This is a genomic window from Caballeronia sp. LZ034LL (assembly GCF_031451215.1).
Classification (GTDB): Bacteria; Pseudomonadota; Gammaproteobacteria; order Burkholderiales; family Burkholderiaceae; genus Caballeronia.
In genome coordinates this window covers 1,426,694-1,453,120 of the sequence record NZ_JARUXR010000004.1, presented here as the reverse complement: position 1 = coordinate 1,453,120, position 26,427 = coordinate 1,426,694, and the positions used below count along the sequence as shown (strand labels likewise).

The following is a 26,427-nucleotide window of genomic DNA, read 5'->3' as shown; positions in this document are numbered from 1 at the left end:
GAACCTTTCTATCAGATGCTTGCTTGCGCATTGTCGATTAGTGTCGCGCGTTAAGCCACGCGACAGGGCCCGGTTACGATAACAATGAAGAATATCCCGGCCCATCTTGCACAGTCTTTCGCGGTTCATCACGAATTGCTCATAACGATCTGACGCCGGCCTCGGCCAGCCTGCGCGTTCGACGCCTCTCCCAGCTTCTGCGTTAACCACGCCTGCGTATTGCTCGCGCGGATTGTGTCGTCTTACCTCTTTGCGTAGGAACTCATTCCATGTTGCGTGCCCAAGTCGATCAAGAGACAACCCCGAACGATACAAGCGCGCTCAGATCGCGCGGCGGCAGGCATCGGAATTTTGCGGGAGGTGCAACGCGCGATGGTTTCAGTATGCGGTCGGATGCCGCGAGTGAGTCCGAACAAGATTCGGAAGAAGGCAGCGATGAAGCGCTCGCGGCCAGCCCAAGCGGGTTCATCGAGATCCTGACGCCCCTGGCCGGACAGATGGCCTTCGAGATCGTCACAGCACTGTTCGCGAACTATCGCGAGATGGAAAGCGCTTACGCCGATCTGAAACGAATGCATGCGCGCATTCGTACATCGGAGAAGAAGGAATGGCATGGAATATTCACCGACCTGATTGCGTTCATGCAAAAGTGCGCGCCTATGCTTCCCGACATGGCGCGATCGAAAGTCACAACGACATGCGGCGCACTCGAACAGGTGGAGCAGCTCTGGAGTCTGTGCGATTCGATCCGGAAACGAATGAACGATCCGGAGCTGGCCTGGTACGACAAGCCCGGACTTATCGCGACGGAGTTGCGCAAATGCAAGAGCGCGGCCGCGTACCTGCCGGACAGCTTTAGGAAGTGGCTTGACTACGCATGCGAGGCTCAAGAGCAGTTCACGGCATCTCACCAAGCTATCCGGTACTTCAAGCGCGAGTTGTCCTCCGCGGAAAGCGGCGGTCTTGCGATGATCGCCGCGATCCAGTCCATCCTGGATAGCAAGGCATTCAAACTCGCGCCGCCTTTGCGGAACTTCCTTCACGCCCTGCCTCGTACGGCGGACGAGTTGCAAGCTTATCGCGGCAAGGTCGACTCATTGCTCTCGCGCTTCAACGAACTGAGTCAGGTTGGCAGTATCACGGAGGGGCTATCGAGGATTCAGAAGCTGGTGTCCGCGGGATTGATCGACATGCGAGGCCTTTCAGCCCCGCTGGATTCGCTCCTCGATACCGCATCCCAGGTGGGCCAATGGTATGGCGATCTGACTGAACTTCGCGCCATTCTCGGGGCAACGCTCGAAGCCAGAAATGCAAACGAGGCACTGGCCCAAGTCAGCAAGGTGCTGAATCTGCACTCGTTGAAGGCGCTGCTGGGTGAACGACTGCTGGAATCGCTCAGGACGGCGACGGAGGTGCTCGCAGGGCTCAGCGAGAGCTTCGGTATCGGACAGGGAATCAACGGGCGCTTGACATCGATCGTGCACGGCGACGAACCGCTGCGGCAGAAGCTCACGGAGGCCTCTCGTCTGATATCGAAGACCCCGCAGATTCCGGAGGACTTCCGCGCGTCGCTCTCGGACGTGACCGACACGTTGGACAAACTGTCGGCCGCGCTCTCGTTTGCTTCGATGAAATCCAAAGCGCGCATGCTCGAGCAGATCGCAGAAGCGCTGCATGCGTTCAAGAGGCTGACAGGGAATCCATTCGTGCAGCGGTCATTAGGTGCTGATGCAAGCAGGCATAGCGCACGCGTGATCGGAACCATGGCGCAGGCGCTGGACATCGTGGGCTTGCTTGAGAAGCTGATCCATCACGACGCCACGTTCGAGGTGTTCGTGACTGAGCTGATGAACATGCGAGGCGAAGGTAATGCCTTATCGGAGGCGCTCGAGCGGCTCTCAGGCTTCGCTGACTCGGTACTGCAATCGCTGGAGCCCGCTGGATCGAAGGCGGGAAAGCTGGGCGCACTGCTCAGATGGCTCGCGCATCCTGAAGCGGAGAAGCTGATCCTGTCGGGCGTGCCCATTCAGTACAAGGACACGACGCAAAACGCGATGAGGCTGTATCGGCAGATCAGCGCCTTTCCGGCGACAGGATCCTGGGACAGCCAGCGCGCCTGGCTGCGGGAGCACCTGGTCAATGCCGACACGCTGCACAAGCTGATCGGCGCGAACGAGGAGATGGTGACGCGCTGGCGAAACCTTTTCGCCCAGAACGATGCGGTGATCGCGCTATTGAAGCGCTTCTTGCCGCTGATCAACGGCGATAAGCTGACATTAACCAACATACGTTCCGTGCTGTGTTCGCGAGAAGGACTCGGAGCCGCGCAACATGCTTTGTCCGCCAGCCTGTTTCACATGGAGAGCACGGTTGCTTACGGCATCGGAACGGTGGTGGATCAGGGCATCGGCCTCGGCCTGGCCTTGACCGATGAAGACGAAGCCACTCGCCGCAGCACCATGGAATCGGTTGTCACCGCACTGGACAACATATTCAGAAGCACAGTCGCGAGATATCTAGGTGCAGCCAATCCAGGCGTGGCGGTGCTGACGGACGCGCTGTATTCGATTCTTCTTGCACCGATGATGAAGAAGGTGCCCGGTGCCTTCGCGGAACATGTGACGACAGCAGATCGAGAATCGTGCAAGAAGATCGCAAAAGCGCTTGCACGAACACTCCTTAGCGCCAGTCCGAGCGTGGAGGAATTCAAGGAGAACGTCAAGCGGTTCGCCGTGGAGTCTCCGGCACTAGCAGGCGTAATACGCACAGGCGCCGGCATCGTGCAGCAGATCGGCAGTCATGTCTGGGAGATCCATCTCGCGCTGGACGTTTATCTGCTGATACGCGCCGAGCCCTCCAGGCGTGCAGAACGCATCCAGGCGCTGACGGCCACGCTGGCCACGCTGCGCGAACATGGCTACGAATGGGCCGGGCCGCTGGCTTCGCTGGCTCCGCTTCTTCCGGACCTCGATGAAGCACGGAAGCTGTTGAAGCGCGAACTTCCGCAGGCGGAATCGTGGTTCGAGTGGGGTATCGCGCTGAGTCCGATGCTGGCGCAGAGTAATGCGCCTTCTGTCGTTCGATTGAGACGGGCGCTGGCAGGCCAGATCGCGACTGCGCTCAGGGGCGGGTTTCACCGTCTCGTCCAGTTCGGGTTCTCCGAGCGAACAGGGCATGACGTAAGAAGCGACGCGGACGCTCGTTTGGACGTTGCTCAAGCCCAGGCGGACTCGTTGCATGCGGCCTGGCTTGCATTGGCTCCGAAGGCCGGTGCGGCTGCCGCGCCGCTATTCCAGCGCGCGGCCAGGAGCTTCGCGTCCATACCGTTGATCAGAAACGTACTTGCGCGGCTACGTGGCGCACAGCCCACTTACATCATCTTGACCGATTCGCCTTTGGCGAACGAATACGAGGATCATGAGGTTCAGCTGTCGGACGATAACTTGCCGGATGCCCGCGGCATTTATCATCAAGGCGCCAGACGTTACATCCGGGTAGAGGGCAGAACATTCTGCATCCTGTTCGATAGGGGCTCCGACATATTGCGCTTATCGAAGCCAGGGGCATCGGAAGGAACTGGACGTATGACCGGGCCTGCCATCGCGTTCCGCGAGGGGCGCTGGTTCATCACCAGCGTTCACAAGATGCACGGAGGCGCGGACGATGAGGAAGCGTTGCAAATCGAAATGGCGCGCTTCGAGGCCGCGTACGTGGCTCGAGAAGTCAAGGCGCTACTCGACATCATCGAGGCAGGCACTTATCCCTTTGCGGAGATAGAAACACTCAAGTATCAGCTCTCCGACTTCCAGCTGACGTGCGAACAACTCAAAGCGGCCGTGGAAGCACTGGAGCAACCAGCCGGGCCGTGGACCGGAACATCTATTGGCTCGGGCCTTGCCATGCTGGGTCTTCTGGCGCTGATCTATTACTGGTACACGTCCCGATCACCATTCCAGCCTCGGCGAAACGTTCCCGCGGACTCGAATGATGCCCATACAGAGTCGGGCGAAGCCATTGCGCTGATGCCAATGAGCGCGGACGGTCATCACGTTGTCGAGCTTCCAGTCGCCGCTGAGCCTGAAGCTGTGCCAAGGCGCGGGAAGTACGATCGTTTCCCGCAGATCGCAGGCGTCGTGCTTCTGGTTTCAGGAGGCGTGGTCGTTCTCGAATCATGGGCCCGCACGTGGCTGCGACGTGAACAAGACGCAGCGAGCCTGCCGGAGCAACCCGTTGCCGAGCCGGAAGCCGGTCCGTCAACAGCGCATCAGATCGTAAAACGCGCGGTGCAAGGAACGAGTTCGGAGCAAGATCGTTCTGCACTGGCGAAGTATCTGGATGACTACAAAGACTGGAAGCTCGATGATAAGAGCATCAACATGCCGGACAACATTGACGACGTGCTTTGTGTCTACGACCGCGGAACGTATTACATCAAGGTCGATGAGAAGTTCTGGAAGATCACCCAGCCGCAGCGTTCCCGCTTCAATGGTAGTCCGTTTCAGATAGAGCCTTCGATCAGGTATTTCGCAAACCTCGCTCCGCGGAAGGACTACTTTGCAGAAGTGGTTTATACCGAATCATTGGGATGGCGCTTTGCCGCGAAGTGGGGCGGCGGTACTTACCCTGAAATAACGCCGGATGCACCTCTCCACTACCTTGAGCATTTCGAGTCGAAGAGCCCGCAACTCGCCCCGAGCTATTGGCTGGATGCATTCCTGCTGGATAGGGATGAGGCGGTTGCCTATTCAGGCAAAGCGGAGCCCGAAAGAAGAGAGAATGCAGATCCGAAGCGCGTGTTCGACACGCCGCAATCCGGCAATCTGATCGAGTCAAATTATGCGTACTGGCCTTTGACCTGGTGGCGGCTCTGGAAGCCCGACCTGGATCCGACATTCACGTTCACCGCTGCCGGGTACGTGACTCACGGAACAGGTAACGGTGACAAGACGCTTTTTGTCTATGATGAAAACCGAGGCTGGATGCCCGCCGTTTTCGCGGACGGGAATGTGAACATATTCAACTCCCTCGACACCTTCCATAGATTTGGAGCGCGTTATCGCACCGGGATCGAGCCGCTGCTGGTGCCTTCCACGAAGAGCCTTGTCGATCAGGTTATCGAGCGCAGATTCTCGGAAGTGGACGCGGTTCCAGGTCATATCGTTGGACCCAGCCCGAAGTCGCTGGGGCATCAGGTCTACTGGCGCATTGAGACAGCCCGATATTCTGACGTTGTCACGAAATACTACTACCGAAAAGATGAGAAATATTGGTCGTTTAACCTGGAGGAAGCGGATCAAAAAGGTGGCGCTTTTGCTGGTCCTGATCTGACGCATCACGGACATTTCGAATACGACTTGGAAGGCCAGAAGCGCTTGCTGTATGTGGTTCTCAGCAAGACGAAAGGCCTGCTTCCTTCCGTGATGAACGATCAAGGAAAGCTGGATGGGATGAGCAACCCTTCCAGCGCAAGCAACACGACGGCCTCGCCCTCATTGCTGGAACTGGGGCGTACATTTGGCAATAGCGGAGCATACGACGTTCAGGGTCAGCAGCGAGGGCAAGACGGGAGTCTGTACTACGATCTTCTGAGCGGACGGTCCGACGTGCTGATGTTCCTCGGAGGGAAATATTGGCCGTTCCAATGGAGGAACGATTCGGAGGGAGGGCTGGTTGCGTCGTTCAGCGATGAAAGCCAGTGCGACGTGATTCTGCGTCTGGCCGACAACCTCTGGGCTCTGGACTGGGAGGGAAGGTCGGCTCCTTCCTGGTTCACCGAGTGCCTGAGAATCATGATGGCGCGAGGAGAAGTGGGCGTCAGGCTGATCCGTGAGGCCGAAAAGGAATGGGCTGATCGTCCATTGATGAACGCGAACGAAACGATGCAGATCTTCTCCGCGTGCTTGAGCCGCTTCGAAGCGGAATACCGATCTGCCGGAAAGAGTGAAAAATGGCGGTCCGTCATGATACTGACTGCGCAACTGTTCGCCTTCTTTGCACGGGAAGTCAGATCCCAGGATTTTCAACTCCAGTTCTCGCGGCAGGTTATCGGGCAACTGGGAAGAATGGTCATGCAGGACGACCTGTCCGAACGCATTGACGCCTCGATCATGGACGACGCAGTCGAATCCTTTGACTCGATCAATGCCATCGAGGAAATCGACGCGGAGTTGACTGCAATCGATGAGCAAACGCAAACGCTTTCGAAGGCATACAAGGAAACGCGTAACATTCTGCTCAAGGCGGGTGAGGTCGTGTACGCGTTCCCCCTGTGGGTGTTTGGCACTAAACCGAAACTGGACAAAGTCCCGCAGCTCTTTGATTTGGTGCTTCAATGGATATTCAACTGGAATGATCTGACGCATAACGTGCTCTGGGCGGAGGAATACCTCGCCTGGCTGGACGATATGGGTACGCAACTCGACGAAAAAAGAAAGGTCCTGCAGGATCGGCGTGCAAAATTGGGATCACCAGAACGCTACAAGCAAATCTTTGACGCCTATCAGGCCGGCATTGGAGAAGGGAAGAAGCTTGAAGAACGATACGCGTTTGCGATCGACTGGAGAGCGGGAGATTTCGACGTCAATCAACGAACGCTCTGGTCTCAGTACTCTGGTGCTCTGGCGGAACTCGCGCTTGACGCTCAGCGGAGCAGGAAACCCGGGGGCGCCAACGATGCGTCCGATGCGAAGACAGAATCGGCAAGACATTATTTATGGATGCAATTCTTTGAAGCTTCGAGATTCCAGGAGTTGATCAAGGCGGTCGGCTCAAAGATGGAAGGCAAGAAGATGATACCGAAAGGTCGCTACACGGATCTGACGGACTGTGTCGTTGCCGCGGCAGAAATCATCTACGACGAAAACTCTGACGAGATTGAATTTTTCACCACGGATCTCGCTTTTCTGGCGGTGATCATTTACGCGATCAGCACAACCTCGCAAAGCATTGGAACTTTGCGTGGGATGGACTATAACGGCTTGCGCGCCACGTTCCTGGAAAAAGGAAAATCGCTGCATCCCTTCATCGCGCTTCCCGACAAGCCTGAATCCTATTTCTCCATGGCGGATATCAAGCCGTCTTCGCTGTTTGGTGACGCTAAGCGATATGAAGGCTATGGATCGCAGTTTACGCGTTACAGGGAAACAGGACTGCAGTATGACGCTGGAGTGATGATCAAAACGGGTCTGCAAAACGTAGAACTGGCATTCGCAAAAATGTACGACGTCAAGGCCATCGTCAATCTTGACATCCAATGGGTCGGAGTGCTTGCGCGGGCGCACTTGATCCAGCTCAATGACGATTCCTGTCTATTCTACTTTTTCCTGAAACAGCCGGCGGTAACAGATAGCTCTGAACCGTTAAGAGAATACGTCGTCGAGCGTGTGAAAAATTGGCATACCGGGATGGAATGGCTGCCGCAAGTACCTCGTTCTCCCGAAGCGGTCAAGGAATATAGCTCGGCATTGAGGGCGATGCGACCATTCCTGGTCGATGCACTTTCCGATCTGACCGTCGAGGCTGGGCGCCCAGGCATCTACTTCGGGACAGTCCACCGGGACTTCAAGAATGTGCGGAACCGTGAAAAACCACGCATGGCTCTGGTGGACACGAAAGATAAAATCAGTCCTCCAGCGGACTCGGTCATCAGCACGCAGCTTGTTCCCTATCTCCTGAAAGAGACGGAGAAGGATTTGGACAGAATGACCGATCTGCTGTACTCGTCGATGCTTGAGCTCTCGCCCACCGACAAGTGGATCGGCTTCTTCGTAGTGTTTTACAGCCAGCTTAAAAAAGCCGATCTTGACAAGAACTATAAGGTAGATTCAGTCGCGATCATGGTTGATGCTGCAACCCTCTTGCTGACTGTCGGTCCATGGGCGCGTGCTTCGGTACAGATCGTGAGGAAGGTTGGTTTGGGTGCGATGTGGAAGGTGGGGACACACTTAGGTTTGCATGGCAGAAAATTGATTTCCCACGTGATCGCTCAGATTCCCTTCAAATCGGTTTGGAAACTGTTCCGGGAACTCGGTGCCATGCTGTTCGAACTCTTCTTCCCCTTCACCTATCCGTTCAATCCAGGCAAGCTCAATTTCAGAGGCTTGATCTTGAAGAACAGGTCCCTCGTCAAGCTGCGATCCCCTGACGAGTTGCTCTCGGATACACGTCTCATCAAAGGATTCCTGGAAAATGTCTTTCTGCCTCCGAGTATCGCCACCCTTGCGAAGGCGCCGGTGAAACCTCAGGGGACGGTTGTGCGCGTTGGCCCCGATCTTTTCCGCAGTCAATTGGTTTCGGAAGTGGACGAGCAGCCGCACGCGATTTACTACATCAAGGTCGGAGATCTTTATTACGCAATAGGTTGGGATACAAATTTCGATCTGGCCGTACTTGCCGATTCTCACAGTCCGTTCCCGTCATATCTCCGCCGACGGTTTGCCGACTGGGTCGAAAACACTTCGCCCCGACGTGGAGGCGGGGCCGCTTCGCCGACCTGGGCAGGCGCCGGTTTCGATCCGACGTCGGAACGGGCAAGAGCGATGGTGATGGAGTTGCGTGTTGCAAAGAGCGATGCACTCGACATGCTGCAACAGGCGCGCGAAACAGCGACGAGCGATGCTTCGGAAATTCAGGAGAAGGTGAAACAGGCCTTCGAAATATTCCTGAATGACGCCAGTCGGTCGACAATCCGCAGCTTTGCAAACAACCTCTCGGCCATCATCGACTTTTTGAAAGAGATCAGCGCTGCAAGCGACGTGGCCTTTTTGAACGATAAGACCGGGAACCGGCTGTCTGCCATGCCAGGTTCTGCCTTCGATATTGCCGTGACTTATGATCCGGCCGCCGCAATTTACCGGGAGGATGTTGAAGCGAAGCACATTCAAAAGATGGATGCCATTACAGGCCCGGGCATCATCAATGACACGGACAATGCTGGATTCCTCCAGTACCCTACGCGAGATCACATCATACCGTTGTCGATGCAGGACGATCAGTTCGATGTAGGACAGTACACGTTCGACGTCACGGCTCATCTTGTCCGCGCGAACGAGTTTTGCCGAAGCGTCATTCGTGAAGGATTTGTCGCGACAACCAAGAACAAGCGGATTGCCCGTAAGTGGACCTACCTGACGACGACAGCCGAGCCTAACCTCGCGAAGATGTCGGCTGCGGACAAACAAGTATTTTTCGATCAACTGTCGCAGACGTACGGGATGTTCGTGTTCGAGGGTCAACCGCTGGAAGCGCGGCCTTCAGCGGCGTTTGTCAACGCGGGTTCGCGAGGTTGGGACAGGACGGGAGAAGAGGTGGGTATCGACATCTCGAGCCTCTTGAACACAGCGCGTACGCGGGCGGAGGGAGAGAGCGCCACTGCTGCGCGGGTAGGCGATCCCGACCTGTTCTCGTTCCTTGTCATCGTGCTGAGCGACATCAAGGCGGATCCGCCGAGATTCGAGGACTTCACGGCCCGCGTTGCGAAGTCGAAACCAGGTGAGCCACTGCTGTGGAGGTGGTTCAAGAAAGATCCCTCGGCATGAATTGCTGCGGGATGCCTCAACTGGCAACGCGCCCAATCTGTCGGATCACTCCGAGAGAAGAAGCGGATTGAGTGTCCGCTGATCGGATTCGATTGGCGCAACAGCAAGTCGACCGCTGACTAAAATCCCAAACCAATAAAAAATTTATACCGGTTGATAAGTCGATCAACCGGTTGATGACCGCTTCAAAGCAGAACTTCTCGGTCATATGCTTGCTTGTGCATTGTCTATTAGTGTTGCGCGTTAAGCTACGCGACAGGGTCCGGGTACGATAACAATGAAGAATAATCCGACCGGCATTGCACAGATTTTCGCGGTTCTTCACGAATCGCTCACAGCGATCTGACGCTGGTCTCTCCCTGATTACATGTTTGCCGCGTCTGCGTAATGCCCGCGCGGATTGTGCCGTCTTATCTTCTGCGTAGGAAATCATTTTATGCTGCGTGCCCAGGTCGATGAAGCAACAACCCCAAACGATTCAAGCGCTTTCAGATCTCGCGGCGGCAGGCATCGGAACGGTTCTCAACGTGAAGCGCGTGATGAGCTCGGCAAGCTGTCGAATACCTATGGCGAAGCCGTGGAAGAGCTTGAAGAAGGCAGCGATGAAGCGCTGGCGTCCGGGCCGGGCGGCTTCATCGAGGTCCTGACGCCCCTGGCCGGGCAGATGGCCTTCGAGGTGGTGTCGGCGCTGTTTGCGAACTATCGCGAGATGGAAGCCGCTTACGCTGATCTGAAACGAATGCTTGCGCGCATTCGTACATCGGACAAGAAGGAATGGCATGAAATACTCAGTGACCTGATTGCATTCTTGCGCAAGTGCGAGCGTTTGCTTCCTGAAACGGTGCAATCGAAAGTCAAAGCGACATGCGGCGCACTCGAACACGTTGACCAGATCTGGACTCTGTGCGACGCGATCTGCAAACGAATCAACGATTCAGATCTGGCGTGGTATGACAAGCCCGGACTCATCGTGACGGAGTTGCGGAAGTGCAAAAGCGCGGTCGCTTACCTGCCAGACAGTTTCCGGAAGTGGCTTGACTACGCAAGCGCGGCTCAAGAGCAGTTCACGGCATCTCATCAGGCTATCCGGCACTTCAAGCGCGAGCTGTCATCAGCCGAAAGCAGCGGTCTCGAGATGATCGCCGCCATCCAGTTCATCCTGGATAACAACGCATTCCGACTCCCGCAACCCTTGCGGAACTTCCTTCACGCCTTGCCTCGCTCGAGTGAAGAGTTGCGAGCCTATCAAGCCAAGGTCGACTCCTTGCTGCTGCGCTTTGACGAGCTGAGTCAGGTTCGCAGCGTCACGGAGGGGTTATCGAGGATTCAGAAGCTGGTGTCCGCGGGATTGATCGACATGCGAGGCCTTTCCGCCCCGCTGGATTCGCTCCTCGATACCGCATCCCAGGTGGGCCAATGGTATGGCGATCTGATGGAGCTCCGCATGATTCTGGGGGCAACGCTCGAAGCCAGAAATGCAAACGACGCACTGGCACAAGTCAGCAAGGTGCTGAATCTGCGCTCACTGAAACCACTGCTGGGCGAAACGCTCGTGGAATCGCTCAAGACGGCGACGGAGATGCTCGCAGGGCTGAACGAAAGCTTCGGCACGGGACAGGGGGTTTATGGACGCCTGATGTCGATCGTGCAAAGCGACGAGCCGCTGCGGCAGAAGCTCAGAGAGATTTCTCGTCTGATATCGAAGACCCCGCAGATTCCGGAGGAATTCCGCGCGTCGCTCGCGGACGTGACCGACATGTTGGACAAACTATCGGTTGCGCTCTCATTCGGTTCAATGGACTCGAAGCGGCGCATGCTGAAGCAAATCACGGAGGCGCTGCATGCGTTGAAGAGGCTGACAGGGAATCCATTCGTGCAGCGGTCGTTGGGTGCTGATGCAAGCAGGCATAGCGCACGCGTGATCGGAACGATGGCACAGGCGCTGGACATCGTAGGGCTGCTCGAAAAGCTGGTTCATCGCGACGCTACGTTCGAAACGTTCGTGAGTGAACTCATGAACATGCGAAGCGAAGGGACCGCCTTGTCAGAGACGCTTGAACGGCTTTCGGGCTTGGCGGACTCGATACTGCAATCGCTGGAGCCCGTCGGATCGACGGCAGGAAAGCTGAACGCACTGTTCAGATGGCTTGCTCATCCTGAAGCGGAGAAGTTGATCCTGTCGGGCGTGCCTGTTCAGTACAAGGACACGACGCAAAATGCCGTGAGGCTGTATCAGCAGATCAGCGCCTTTCCGGCGACAGGATCCTGGGACAGCCAGCGCACATGGCTGCGCGAGCATCTGGTCGATGCCGACACGCTGCACAAGCTGATCGGCGCGAACGAGGAGATGGTGACGCGCTGGCGAAGCCTCGTGTCCCAGAACGATGCGGTGATCACGCTATTGAAGCGCTTCTTGCCGCTGATCAACGGCGATAACCTGGCATTCTCCAACATTCGTTCCGTGCTGTGCTCGCGTGAGGGGCTTGGGGCTGCGCAACAGGCTTTGTCCGCCAGTCTGTTCCACATGGAGAGCACGGTTGCTTACGGTATCGGAACAGTGGTTGAGCAGGGCATCGGCCTTGGTCTCGCCTTGACCGACGAAGACGAAGCAACGCGCCGCTGCACCATGGAGGCAGTGGTCAAGGCATTGGACAACGTCTCTCGAAGTGCGGCCGCGAGATACCTTGGGGGAGCCAATCCAGCCGTGGCGGTGCTTGCGGACGCGCTGTATTCGGTTCTTCTCGCACCGATGATGAAGAAATTGCCGGGCGCCTTCACGGAACATCTGACGACCGCCAATCGACAGTCGTGCAAAAACATCGCGAGGGCGCTTGCACGAACCCTCCTCAGCGCCAGTCCGAGCGCGGCGGAATTCGTGGAGAACGCCAGGCGTTTCGCCGTCGATTCTCCAGCGCTATCAGGCTTGATACGCACGGGCGCGGGCATCGTGCAGCAGATTGGCAGTCGTGTCTGGGAGATCCATCTCGCTCTGGACGTTTATCTTCTGATACGCGCAGACGCTTCTAAACGCACTGAACGCAGCCAGGCGCTTACGGCCACGCTCGCAACACTGCGCGGACTGGGATATGACTGGGCCGGACCGCTGGCTACGCTTGCTCCACTGCTTCCTGACCTCGATGAGGCGCGCAAGCTATTGAAGCACGAACTTCCTCAGGCGGATTCGTGGCTAGAGTGGAGCGTCGCGCTGAGCCCGATGCTGGCGCAAAGCAATGCGCCTTCTGTCCTTCGCTTGAGACGGGCGCTGGCAGGCCAGATCGCGACTTCGCTCAGGGGCGGGTTCCACCGTCTTGTCGAGTTCGGGTTCTCCGAGCGAACCGGGCACGACGTCAGGAGCGACGTCGACGCTCGCCTGGACGTTGCTCAGGCCCAGGCGGACTCGCTGCATGCAGCCTGGCTTGCATTGGCCCCGAAGGCCGGCGCGGCTGCCGGACCCCTATTCCAGCAAATGGCGCAGAGCTTCGCGGCAATACCGGTGATCAGAAACGTGCTTGCGCGGCTACGTGGTGCGCAGTTCACCGAGGTTCGCCTGATCGATTCGCCCTTGGCGGTCGAATACGAGAATCATGAGGTCCAGTTGTCGGAGGCCGACAGGGCGATTACGGATGCCCGCGGCATTTACCATCAAGACGCCAGGCGTTACATCAGGGTGGATGAAAGAACCTTTGGCATCGTATTCGATGGCGGGTCCGAGATATTGCGTTTAATAAAGCCAGGGGCATTGGAGGAGACTGGACGTATGACCGGGCCTGCCATCGCGTTCCGCGAGGGGCAGTGGTTCATCACCGGCATGCACAAGATGCACGGCGGCACAGCTGATACCGATGCACTGGAAAGCGAAATGGCAGCCTTCGAGGCCGAGTATCTGGCGCGAGAAGTCAAGGCGCTACTGGACATCATCGAGGCAGGCACCTATCCGTTTGCGGAGATTGAATCACTCAAATATCAGCTCTCCAACTTCCAGCTGACGTGTGAACAACTCAAAGCGGCGGTTGGAGCACTGGAGCAGCCGGCCGGGCCGTGGACCGGAACGTCTATTGGATCGGGCCTTGCCGTGCTGGGCCTTCTCGCGTTGATCTATTACTGGTACACGTCACGATCGCCATTCCAGCTTCGACGAAACGTGCCTGCGGACTCGAATGACGCCCGGACGGAATCCGGCGAAGCCATCGCTCTAGTGCCAATGAGCGCTGACGGTCATCACGTTGTCGAGCTTCCAGTCGCCGCTGAGCCTGAAGCTGTACCAAGGGGCGGGAAGTACGACCGTTTCCCGCAGATCGCCGGCATGGTGCTTCTGGTATCAGGAGGAGTGGTAGTCCTCGAATCGTGGGCGCGCACGTGGCTTCGACGGGAACAGGACGCGGTGAATCTGCCGAAGCAACCCGTTGCCGAGTCGCCAGCCGGTTCGTCAACAGCGCATCAGGTGGCAAAACGCGCGGTGGGAGGAACGAATTCGGAGCAAGGTCGCTCTGCGCTCGCGAAGTATCTGGATACTCGTCGTGAGTCGAACGTCGGTGACAGGCGCGTCAACATGCCGTGCACCATTGACGACGTACTTTGCGTCTATGCTGACGGCGAGTATTACATCAACGTCGAAGAAAAGTTATGGGCGATCGTCGAACTGCAGCGCGTTGGCTTTGATCGGATTCTTTCCGGGATGGAACCTTCGATTAGGTACTCAGCAAGTCTTCTGCCGACTGCGGACGATGTCAAAGAGGTGGTCTATTCGGAATCATTGGGATGGCGTTTAGCTGAGGAGTGGGAGCACGGTGGCACCTACCCGGAGACGACACCGCAAGCGCCTCTGCGCTACGTCGAACGTTTCAATTCTCAAGACCAAAGAAGGGCGCCGAGTTGGTGGTTGACCGCATTTCTGCAAAAAATGGATCCCGCGGCAACCTATCCGGATGACAACAAACTCTTCAGAAGGAACGTTGAAGATCCAAAACGCGTGTTCTACACGCCGCGTGCTGGCTATATGGTGAAAGTAGACGAAAAGTATTGGCGTCTGAAATGGTGGAAGATCCCTGATGTCGGCGCGGATTTGAAAGGGAACTACACCGCCGCTGGATACGTGACTTACAGAACAGAGCCCGATTCCAGAGCGCTGTTTGTCTACGATAAGAGACGGGGTTGGATGCCCGCGGTTTTCGCGAATGGGGAAGTGATCATATTCGATTCTCTTGATACTTTCCTCAAGTTCAACGCGTGTTATAGCTCGAAGATCGAACCGCTGTTGGTGCCTTCCAGAAAGAGCCTCGTTGACCAGGTTATCGAGCGCAGATTCTCGAAAACGGATGCAGTTGCATGGCATATCGTTGGCCCAAGCCCGAAAATTCTGGGGCATCAAGTTTACTGGGTGACCGAAAGCAGAGGGTATTTCGATGTCACTAAGAAATACTACTATTTCAAGAATGAAAAATATTGGCCGCTCGACCTGGAAGAAGCGAATCATGACGGCGGTGCTTTTGCCAGCCGGGATCTGACGCATCACGGACACTTCGAATACAACTACGAAGGCCAGAAGCGCCTTTTGTATGTGGTTTTCAGCAAGACAGAAGGGCTGCTTCCGTCTGTGCTGAACAATGAAAAGGCGCTGGACGGCATGCGCAACCCTTCCGCGGCAAGCAACACATCGGCTTCGGTCGTATTGTCGGAACTGGCGCATACATTCAGCAGTGGCAGGTCTTACGGCGCTGAAGGCCAGCAGCAAGGGCAGGACGGGAGCTTGTACTACGATCTTCTGGACGGCCGGTCCGACCTGCTGATGTTCCTCGGGGGGAGATATTGGCCATTCCAATGGAGGACCCATTCCGAGGGAGTGCTGGGTGCGTCGTTCCGCGATGGAAGCCATTACGACGTGATCTTGCGTCTCGACGACGAACACTGGGCGCTGAAATGGGAGGGGGAGTCGGCGCCTTCCTGGTTCGCTGAGTGCCTGAGAATCGTGATGGCGCACGGCGATGTGGGAGTCAGGGTGATCCGGGAGGCTGAAGAGAGGTGGGTCGATCCGGTGTTGAGGGACCCGACTGAAACGATGGAACTCTTCTCAGCGTGCCTGAGCCGCCTGGAAGCGGAATACCGATCTTCGGGCAAGAGCGAAAAATGGCGGTCCGTCATGATACTGATCGCACAGCTGTTTGCCTTCTTTGCACGTGAAGTCAGATCCGGAGAGTTGCTGCTGGAGTTCTCGCCCGAAGTTCTCGGGCAGTTGAGCAGAATGGTCATGCAAGATGACTTCGCGGAAAGCATTGAAGACTCGATCATGGACGACGCGTCCGAATCCACGAACTCGATCAATGCGATCGAAGACATCGACGCGGAGCTGGAGCGAATCAATGATCAAAAGTCAATGATCTTGACGGCAATCGAGGGGACAACTGCGATCAAGAATAACGCGGACAAGGTTTTTTATACAGATACCCTGTATGTGCTTGGCGGCAAGCCGTCAGTGCGCAAAATCCCGGCGTTTTTCAAGCTCGTGCTCGACTGGTTGCTCAAATGGAACGATCTGACACATGACTGGTATTGGGCGGAAGAGTACCTCGCCTGGTTAAAAGAACAACAAGCGCGCCTGGACGACAAGAAGAAGCTATTGCGGGATCGGCGCGATAAATTGGGATCTCCTACGCTTTACAAGCGAATCTTTGATGCCTATCAGGCCGGCATCGTAAAAGGAAAGAATTTTGAGGAGAAATACGCGTTTCCGATCGACTGGGCCACAGATGATTATGCAATCAATCAACGGATGCTTTGGGCTCAGTATTCGGGCGCGCTCGCGGAACTCGCGCTTGACGCTCAGCGGGGCGGAAAAGCTGGCGTCCCCAAGGACACGGCCAGTGCGGAGACAGAATCCGCGAGATATTACCTATGGCTGCGATTCTCTGAAGCTTCGAGATTCCAGGAATTGATCAGCGCGGTCGGCTCACGAATTGAAAGCAAAAGGATCATACCCAAAGGCCGCTATACCGACCTGACGGACTGTATCCATGCCGCGGCGGAGATCGTCTACGAGGAAGATCCGAATCGAATCGAACTCGTTACTACGGATCTCGCTTTCCTGGCAATGAGCATCTATGCAATCAGTACGACCTCTCAAAGCGTTAGAACAATGCGGGGGAACGGCTACGAGGACTTGCGCGCTACCTTCCTTGAGAGAAGCCGGTCCTTGCACCCCTTCGCCTTTCTTCCCGACAAACCTGCTCCATACCTTTCGATGGCGGAAATCAGGCCGTCATCGCAGTTTGGCTCGGGAGACGAACGATACGAAGGCTATCTCAAGCAGTTTGACGAGTACAGAGCAACGTCACTCTCGTACGACGCGGGAGTGATGGTCAAGACGGGCTTGGAGAACGTTCAGCTTCGATTCGAAAGAATGTATGACATCACGGCGATCGTTAATCTCGACATCTATCATGTTGGAGCGACTGCGCGAGTGCATTTCATTCAGCTAAGTGACGATTCGTGTCTGTTCTACATGTTCGTGAAGGATCCGACGGTAACAGAACTGTCGTCAAAAGCGAAAGACAAGGCCGTCAAGGAAGTAAAGAACTGGTATACCGGGATGGAGTGGCTGCCGGAAACGCCCGGTTCCTCTGACGTGGTCAAGGACTACAGCGCTGCTCTGACGGCATTTCTGCCCTACATTCTCGACGCGCTTTCCGATCTGACCATCGTGCCTGGAGGCCCAAACATTTATTTTGGGACAGTCAGGACTATCGTCGTGAACGTGGCGCCCAAGGTGCGCATGGACCTCAGACTATTCACGACGACGGCGAAAATCAGCCCTCCCGCTGACGCTTTCATCAGCAGCGAACTTGTGCCTTATCTCCTCAAGGAGAACGAGAAGGATCTGAACGCCGTGGTCGACCAGCTATATTCTTCCATGCTCGAGCTTTCGCCGAGGGATAAATGGATTGGCTTCTTCGTCGTGTTTTACAGCGAGATCAGAAAATCTGACCTCGATCAGAACTACAAGATCGATCCATTTTCGATCCTCGTCGATGCAACAACCGTTATGTTTGCTGGCGTTCCATGGTTGCGTTCGTCCGCTAAAATCGTGAAGGACCTTCATCTGGTCAAAAAATGGAAACTGGGTGTACACACGGGTCTGCGTGGGCGAAAGTTGATCGCCCATACAGCTAGTCAGATTCCACTCAAATCGATTGGGAAACTTGGCCTGGAATTCCTGACTCTGATATATGAACTGTTCTTCCCTTTCACGTTTCCGCTGAACCCCTTTACGCTCGACTTCAGAGGGTTGATCTTCAAGCACAAATGGCCCATCGCACGTCGCCCCGTTCTCGAGTGGTTTTCAGATACGCGTTCTCTCAAAGGGTTTCTGCAAAATGCCGTTCTGCCACCGAGTATTGTGACTCTCGAAAAAATGCCTGTTAAGCCCCGCGAAGGGCTCCAGCGAGTCGGGCCCTTCCTCTACCGGTCCGAGCTGACGTATGGAGGCAACGAGCAAGCGCGCGCGGTTTACTACATCAAGGTCGGAGAGTTCTATTATGCAATCAACTGGGACACGAATCTCGATCTGGCCACGCAAGACAATTCTTCCGCGCCGCTCGCTTCGTATTTCCGCCGCAGGTTTGCTGACTGGGTCCAAAGCACTTCACCGGGAACCGGAGTAGGGGCCGTTTCGCCGACTTGGACAGGCGCCGGCCTCAACCGGACGTCGCCGGAGGCAAGGATCATGGTGACTGACCTGCGCGTTGCAAAGCGCGATGCACTCGACGTTTTGCGTGGGGCGCGCAGGGTTGCAACGAGCGAGAGTGAAGACATCCAGGCGAAGGTGAAACGGGTCTTCGAGATATTCTGGGGCGACGCCAGTCAGACGACGATCCGTAGCTTCGCAAACAACCTCTCGAATATCATCGAATTCTTGAGTGAGATAAGCGTTTCAGTCGATGTGGCCTTCCTGGGCGACAGCAAAGGAAGCAGGCTCTCCGCCATGCCGGGTTCGGCCTTTGACATCGCACAGACGTATGATTCCGCCGCCGGAATAAATCGGCGGGATGTGAATGCGGAACACAACCAACGGGCGGATGCCATAACAGGCCCGGGATTCATCAAAGAGCCAGAAGATTCCGGAACGTTCCAGTACGCCACACGAAATGACGTCATACCGCTGGCCATGCGGCCCGATAACTTCTTCTCATCGAACTATACATTCGACGTTACGGCCCGTCTGGTTCGAATGAATGAATTCTGCCGAAGCGTTATCCGCGAAGGATTTATCGCAACCACCAGGAACATGCGGGTTGTCCAGAAGTGGGGTGAGTTGATGACGGCCGCCAAGGACAGTTTGCCGAAGCTCTTTACCGAAGAGAGACAACTGTTCTTCGATCAGCTGTCGCTGACATACAACCTGTTCGTGTTCGAAGGTCAACCGCTGGAAGCACGACCTTTGGCAGCCTTTGTCAACGCGGGTGCGCGAGGATGGGACATTACCGGAGACGAAGTAGGCGTCGACATCTCCAGCCTCTTGCAAGCGCAACGAACGCCTGCTAGGGGAGAGAGCGCCACCGCGGCAAGGGCAGCGGACCCCGATCTGTTCTCGTTCCTTGTTATCGTGCTGAACGACATCAACGCGGATCCGCCGCGATTCGAGGACTTCACGACCCGCGTCGCGCAGTCGAAGCCCGGTGAGCAACTGCTGTGGAAGTGGTACAAGAAAGATCCCTCGGCATGAACTGCCGCACGATGCCTCGGCCGGCATCGCGCGCGCCATGACATGCTCAAGGCCGGGGCACGCCTTCCTCCACCAGCAACGCCACCGGCAACGCGCCCAATGCATCGCGCACCAGAAGTTGCGCGCCTTCGGCCTTCGGCGCATTCGGGCTCAGCCAGTCGAACAACGCTCGCGAGTGCAGCGCTTCCGGCAGCACGATAGCCGTATCGCCCCAGCGCTCTGCTGCGACCAGCGGCACGTCTGCATCCGCATCGAGCAAAGGCGCCGCGAGCCGCGTCGCGATGACAACCGCAAACGCGCTTCCCGCATGCCGCGCATACGCGATCACATGACCGGCCTGTGCGCCCGTAACTTCGAGCGGGATGTACTCGCCCTGTGCGAATAGCGACTCGCAATGCTTGCGCAATGCGAGCGCGCGCCGCACGACAGCCAGCTTGACGCGCCCATCGCGCCAGTTGCTGATCTGCTCCGAAGGCGCGCCTTTCTCCTCGATCTCCGCCAGCCACTTGCGCCGCAGATCGAAATCGACGGGCCGGCGATTATCGGGATCCACGAGGCTGAAGTCCCATAGCTCCGTGCCCTGATACAGGTCCGGCACGCCGGGCGCCGTCAGCCGCAGGAGCGTTTGCTGGAAGCTGTTCACCGCGCCCAGCGGCCCAAGCCGGGCGACGAACGCCGACAATTCCTGCAGGAAACCATTGCGCCGTTGCGGCGACACGATGTCGAACAGGAAGTCCTTGCACGCCTGTTCGTAGGCTTCGTCTGGCGCGAACCAGCTGGTGCGCAGCTTGGCTTCGCGCAATGCCTTCAACTGCCACTGTGCAACACGCTCAGCCAGCTCGTGAACGCCTGCTTCATCGTCCGGCGCAAGCGTAAGCGGCCAGCAACCGACGAGCGTCTGATACAGCATCGCTTCCGCAGCGGGACCAGGGGCCCAGTCATTGATGTCGCCGGTTTCGGCCAGCCCGCCATTCGCGCCGCGTCGCAGCGGCGTATTCAGCGTGGACCATTGCCGCAACGTCGCGGCCCATTCAGCCGGAATCTCGCTCAGCGCCGCGATGCGGGCGCGCACGTCCTCACCGCGCTTGTGATCGTGCGTGGCCGTGCACAGCATCGCGTGGGGGAACGCGGCGAATCGTTCCTGGTTGCCCGCATGAAAATCCGCGACCGACAACGCAAACTCGCCCGGATCCGCGCCTACCTCGTTGCGCGAAATGAGCCGGCCATAGCGATAACACGCCGTATCCTCGACCGCCTTCGCCGCCACGGGCGACGTCAGTTGCGAGAACAAGGTCTGGGCGGCGCGGCGTTGTGAGCCGCTCGACGGCTGCTGCGCATTCTGCCCGGCCTGCGCCTGGCCTTGCGCTTGAGCATGATTCCGGTCGCGATCACGATTGCGTTCAGCCGCGCGGTCTCGTCCACGCTCGACGCGCGCCTCCTGCGGCGCTTCGTCGGGCAGCTTGCCGCCGAGCCATTGCGCGACCTGATCGAGCACGACATGATCCGCGCGCGGGAGCGTCGCGCGCGCAGCGTCCAGCGCTTGCGAGAAGAAGCGCTCGTCCTCGGCAGTGCGCACGCTGCCCAGCGGATAAATGCGATACACCGGAAAGTACACGACCAGTTCCGCGACCACGCGGCGAATCGACGTAAAGGTGAAATCGCGCGTGTTCTGCGCGTCGCGCGCGATACGGTGCAACGCGCGCGTCACGCGATCCAGTTCGGCTGCAAGGTTCTCGGCGAGAATCTTGCGGCGCGCACTGAGCGCTTCATCCGCGAAGTTCGCGCTCTTGCCCGTGAGCTCGGCCCACAGTGCCGCAAGCGGTTCGGCGCCGGCCGGATCGTGCAGCAGCGCGCCAACGTCGTTCATGAAGTCATAGCCGGTCGTGCCGTCCACCTGCCAGTCACGCCGCAACGGTTCGCCGCGTCCGAGAATCTTCTCGACCACGAAGTACGTATGTCCGTTTCCGTGTCTCAACGCCTCGGGCCGCGCCGCCGACAACTCTTCGAGCCGCGCGCGCAGACGTTGGCAATATTCTCGCGGCTCGGCGAGGCCGTCCACATGATCGACGCGAACGCCGTCGATCAACCCTTCGGTGAAGAGCCGGAAGATCAGCGCATGCGAAGCCTCAAATACTTCGGGACGCTCGACGCGCACGCCGCCCAGCGTGCTCACGTCGAAGAAGCGCCGCCAGTTCACTTCGTCGGCGGCGGTGCGCCACCACGCGAGCCGATAATGCTGGCGCTCCAGCAGGCGATGCAGACGGTCGCGGCCTGCCGGCTTGTCGGGCGAATGGGCGGCGAGGACCGCCTCGATCGCGGCCTGACCGCCTTCGGTCCCTGCAATGGTGATGAGCGCCGTGCGCGCATCGGCGGCGCGCGGCTGGTCGGCGGGTTGCGTCGTGAGGCCGGCGAAACGCTGCGCCAGTTCGGGCGCTTCCTGGAACACGACAGGATAGTCGACCGGACACACCGGAAACGCGTGCGAGTAATACGCGATCACGAAGCGCCCTTCGTCCGCGCGATATTCGAGCTTGATCTTGCCGCCCTGCAACTCGTCGCCATACGAGGCGCCGAGGAACGGTGCGAGCACCTTGCCGCGCAGCGCCGGGTCCGGCGAATGCCAGTCCACGTCGAAGAAGCGCGCGTGCGCCGCGTGCCGGCCCCATTCGAGGATGTCCTGCCACCATGCGTTCTCCGAGCCGCCCACGCCCATGTGATTCGGCACGATATCGACGATGAGCCCCATGTCATGCGCCCGAAGCTTCTCGACAAAACGGCGCAGCGCGTCTTCGCCGCCGAGTTCGGGATTGATCCGCGTGTAATCGACGACGTCATAGCCATGCGTGGAGCCGGCGGTGGCGGTCGTGATCGGCGAGACGTACGCATGGCTCACGCCGAGCGACGCGAAGTAGTCCACGAGCGCGGCGGCGTCGTCGAGAGTGAAGTCCTTGTGCAGCTGGAGCCTGAGCGTGGAGCGCGGAACGGTCATGGTGAGTCGATCGGATTCGAAGTGGGTTCGTTCGCGAAGTGGGTTCGTTCGGTTAGGCAGAACGCTTGCGCGCGGTATCGACGGCAAGCAGCCGGTCGGCGAAGGTGTCGTCCAGAAACAGTTCATCCACAGGCAGGGTCAGCCGCCGGCGCCAGTTCGGATGCTCGTCGATGGAGCCGGGCAGGTTGGGCTGTTCCACCAGTGCCAGCAAGTCTTCGAGCGGATAGGTGACGAGCGGCGCGGGCGTCGCGGCAACGAAGGCCAGCGCCTCGTCAACGGGCGCGTTGTCGAGGTCGGGCGCATCGACGTCCGCGGGCGCAATGCCTGCGTCCTGGAACGCTCGCCACAGATGTTCGCGATCATCGCCACGCTCTTCCAGCGCCACTTCCACTGCGTCGCGGCCATCGGCTCGCGCCATCGTCTGGCCGATCTTCGAGCGCCACACGATGTCCTCGCCGCGCCACCATCCGGCGACCGTCGGCAGATCGTGCGTCGTGGTCGTCGCCGTGACGCCGCTGTCCCATTCGCGCGGCGGCTTGAAACCGGGGCCGTCCACTTCGCGTTCGAACCACAGCACGCGAATGCCCAGCAGGCCGTGTTCCTGGAGACGTTCGGTGAACCCGGGCGGCACTGTACCGAGATCCTCGCCGACCACGATCGCGCGATGCCGCCACGATTCCAGCGCGATCAGCCGCAACAGGTCTTCCAGCGGATAGCGCAGATACGCGCCGTCCTTCGCGCTTTCGCCTTCCGGCACGAGCCACAGGCGGCGCAGGCCGAGAATGTGATCGATACGGATGCCGCCTGCGCTTTTGAACGCGCAGCGCAGCATGTCGATGAACGCGGAAAAGCCTTGCGTGCGCATCGCGCGCGGCGAGAACGTGGTGAGCCCCCACGACTGACCCGCCTGGTTGAACAGGTCGGGCGGCGCGCCCACGGAGACGCCGGTCAACATTTCATCGCGATACGACCATGCATGACTGCCGGCGCTGTCGCAGCCCACGGCGAGATCGGCGACCAGTCCCACGGCCATGCCTGCATCGCGCGCGGCGTGCTGGGCATGCAGCAGGCCCTTCGCCGCAAGCCATTGGGTGAAGAGATGGAAGTCCACTTCCCGGCGATTGGCGCTGGCGAACTCGGCGACCGTTTCGCTGCGCGGATCGCGCAACGCGTCGGGCCAGTTGCGCCAGTGGCCTTCGCCGTTCTCGGCGAGTTGCGCGGCCTGCAAGGCCTCGAAACGCGCGTGATCTTCGAGCGGGCGTCCGCCTTCCTCGACGAATGCGGCGAAGTCCTTCGCGAAGGCGGAATCGTGGTCCTGCGAGAAGGTGTCGAACAACGCACGAAGAATGGAAAGGCGCGCCTGGCTGGCGCGCGGCCAGTCGATCAGCGTCAGTCCTTCCAGCGCGCGGAGTTCATCGGCGAGGCCGAGTTGTTCAATGGCGGCACGCACGGCGGGCGCGCCGAGCACGGCAGCGGGATCGACATGCGCGATGTTGAGGAACAGCCGCGACGACGGCGAATAGGGGCTGAACTTGTTCGGCTCGGCGCTGAACATCGCGTGCATCGGGCTGATGGCGACCGCATGGCCGCCGCGCCGGGCCGTCTGCGTGGCGAGCGAGGCGAGGGCGGTGAAATCGCCGATGCCGCCGTCGCCATTGCGGCGCAGTCCGTAGACCTGGGCCGCGACGCCCCATAGCGGCGGCGCGCTGTCAGCGTCATCGTCGAGCGCGCGCCAGGCGTCGTCGATCGTATAGCAACGCGCGGGCGCGACGGCCAGTTTCGTGCGATGGTCGTTGATGACGAGCGTGTGATATCCCGGCTCGGCGATCGGCGAGAGCAGCGCGGTCTCGCCCTTCGGCGACGTGAAGCGCCCGTCGATCACTTCGCCGCTTTCAAGCTCGATCCGATAACGCGCCCCCGACTTCGCCGCCGACACCGGCAGCGCGATGGCACGGTCCACTTCGGCCGTGATGAGCGGCGGCAGCTTGCGGCCGCTCGTTTCCGCATCGATGGCGGCCATGCTCTGCTTGATCTGCGTGGCATTGCCGCAGGGCAGGCCGAGCTTTTCCAGCAGGATGCGTAGCGTGGTTTCGGGCACGCGCCGCATTTGCTTGTGCGCGTCCTGCCATTCGACTTCGAAGCCGGCGCGTGCCGCAAGGATCTCGATGCTGCTCGATGCACCGGCAGCGGATTTGTCGACGGCGCTCACAGTTTTTTTCCTTCGGCCAACGCCGGTTCGAAATGGCGCGCATCATGCGCGATCGCGTATTCGTTCACATCGCCGGTCAGCCACGCGAGGAAGGTGCGGCCGCCGAGTTCGCCGTCGCGGCTGCGATCCTGCGCGCGCGCGGGCGTCTCGAAGATCACCTTGCCCTGCGGCATCTCGCCGAGCGCGACGGGCGCTTCATCGAGGTTCAGTGCGACCGTGAGCGTTTCGCCGTCGCCGAGTTTCCAGCGCGCGATCAGCGCTTTCTCGCCGAGCACCGTTGCGCCCAGCGCCTTGGCGCCCTTCAGACGCGGCGTGATGAGCTTCGCGCGCACCGTCAGTGCCGACCGATAGAAATGCAGCCAGGCGAGCCGGTCTTCCTCATCCTGTTTGTGAGCGGAAATAGCGATGTTGCTGACCGCATGAGGCGACGACATCTCGAAGGTCTTGACATCGTTCGGATCGGGAATCTGCGCGCGGCGCTTTTCATCGGTGAACGCGGAGAACTTCGCGAACTCCTTGCGACGCCCTTCGCGCACCGCGTCGGCGAGCTGGTCGTGATAGTCGGTGAAGAACAGGAACGGCTGCGTCGAGCCGTATTGCTCCTCCATGAACAGCAGCGGAATCTGCGGCGAAAGCAGCAACAGGCCCGTCGCCGCATAGAGCGCTTCGTCGTCAGTCAACGCGCGCAGGCGGTCGCCCATCGCACGGTTGCCCACTTGGTCGTGGTTCTGCAAAAACATCACGAAGCGGGTCGGCGGCAGATGCGCGCTCTTCTCGCCGCGCGGCTTGCCGTCGTGAATCGGCGAGGGATCGCCCTGATATGCAAAGCCTTCGGTGAGAATCCGAGCAAGCTTCTCGATGGGACGGTCGGTATAGGCGCCGTAATAGCTTTCGCTCTCGCCCGTCAACAGCACGTGCAGCGTGTTATGCGCGTCATCGTTCCATTGCGCTTCGAAGTGCGTTTCCAGCAGGTTCGCGGTGTTGTGTTCGTTCTCCAGCACGAGATGGACATGCCGGCCGTGCTCCACCGTACTGCGGATGCGTTGCGACAACTCGCGCAGCCACTCGTCGTCGTTGATCGCATGCACCGCATCGAGGCGCAGGCCGTCGAAGCGATATTCGTTGAGCCAGTACAGGGCATTGTCGAAGAACAGGTCGCGCACCTGCGGCCGTTCGAAGTCGATCGCCGGCCCCCACGGCGTATGCACGCCTTCGCGGAAGAAAGTCTTCGCGTAGGCATCCAGGTAATTGCCGTCCGGGCCGAAGTGGTTGTAGACCACATCGAGGAACACCATCAGTCCCAGGCCGTGCGCGGTATCGACCAGTTGCTTCAGTTCGTCCGGACGGCCATACGACGAGTCGGGCGCGTACGGCAGCACGCCGTCATAGCCCCAGTTGCGGCTGCCGGAGAAGTCGTTGAGCGGCATCAGTTCGATGGCCGTCACGCCCAGTTGCGCGAGTTCGGGCAAGCGCGCGGTGACGCCTGCATAGCCGCCCATCGCACCGACGTGCAGTTCGTACAGCACTGTCTCTTCCCACGGCCGGCCATGCCAGTTCGTATGGGTCCAGCGATACGCGCGCGGGTCGATCACTTCGCTCGGCCCGTGTACGTCCTGAGGCTGAAAGCGCGACGCGGGATCGGGCACGGCCAGATTCTCGTCTAGCCGGTACCTATACAGCGTGCCCGCGCCGCCATCGGCTTCTGCTTCGAACCAGCCGTCGCCGGTGGGCTGCATGGCGATCTGCTCGGGCGCGCCGCCGGCGCGCTCGATCTCGACTTGTACGGACTCGCGGGACGGCGCCCAAAAACGAAAGCGCGTGCGCGGATGTTCGCGCGCGGCGCCCGTCAAATGAGCGCCGAAAGGAAGGCAATACGCATGTTGATGCTTGTGCGGATCGATCGGACTTTCGGACATGATTGCCTGCCTGGTTCTCGTGACTGCAATGCAGTGGTGTTACGACGAAGTTTCGCGCTCCA

General features: G+C 58.8%; 5 protein-coding genes. 2 read left to right on the top strand and 3 right to left on the bottom strand.

Annotated features, from left to right (window positions below):
* The first annotated feature begins 269 nt into the window (after nt 1-269).
* Entirely contained in the window at nt 270-9,536 is a 9,267-nt protein-coding gene (locus QCE83_RS33910) for a hypothetical protein (RefSeq protein ID WP_309821113.1), read from the top strand.
* Between the two features lie 436 nt (nt 9,537-9,972).
* The gene (locus QCE83_RS33905; RefSeq protein ID WP_309821112.1) at nt 9,973-19,251 is read left to right on the top strand and encodes a hypothetical protein; all 9,279 of its coding nucleotides are present in this window, start codon (nt 9,973-9,975) and stop codon (nt 19,249-19,251) included.
* A 46-nt stretch (nt 19,252-19,297) separates the two neighbouring features.
* Here QCE83_RS33905 and treY read toward each other — a convergent pair whose 3' ends face one another.
* Genes treY through treZ form a run of 3 tightly spaced genes read right to left on the bottom strand, consistent with a single transcriptional unit; the run spans nt 19,298 to nt 26,365 of the window.
* Nucleotides 19,298-22,240 (bottom strand): malto-oligosyltrehalose synthase, encoded by a 2,943-nt coding sequence (gene treY, locus QCE83_RS33900; protein WP_309821111.1) that lies wholly within the window; start codon nt 22,238-22,240, stop codon nt 19,298-19,300.
* Nucleotides 22,241-22,292: 52 nt separating this feature from the next.
* Nucleotides 22,293-24,449, bottom strand: a complete 2,157-nt coding sequence (gene malQ / locus QCE83_RS33895) for a 4-alpha-glucanotransferase (protein ID WP_309821110.1) — start codon at nt 24,447-24,449, stop codon at nt 22,293-22,295.
* Nucleotides 24,446-26,365: a malto-oligosyltrehalose trehalohydrolase gene (gene treZ, locus QCE83_RS33890; RefSeq protein WP_309821109.1), complete on the bottom strand. Its 1,920-nt coding sequence runs from the start codon at nt 26,363-26,365 to the stop codon at nt 24,446-24,448. Before treZ ends, malQ begins: the two co-directional genes overlap by 4 nt.
* Nucleotides 26,366-26,427 lie beyond the last annotated feature (62 nt).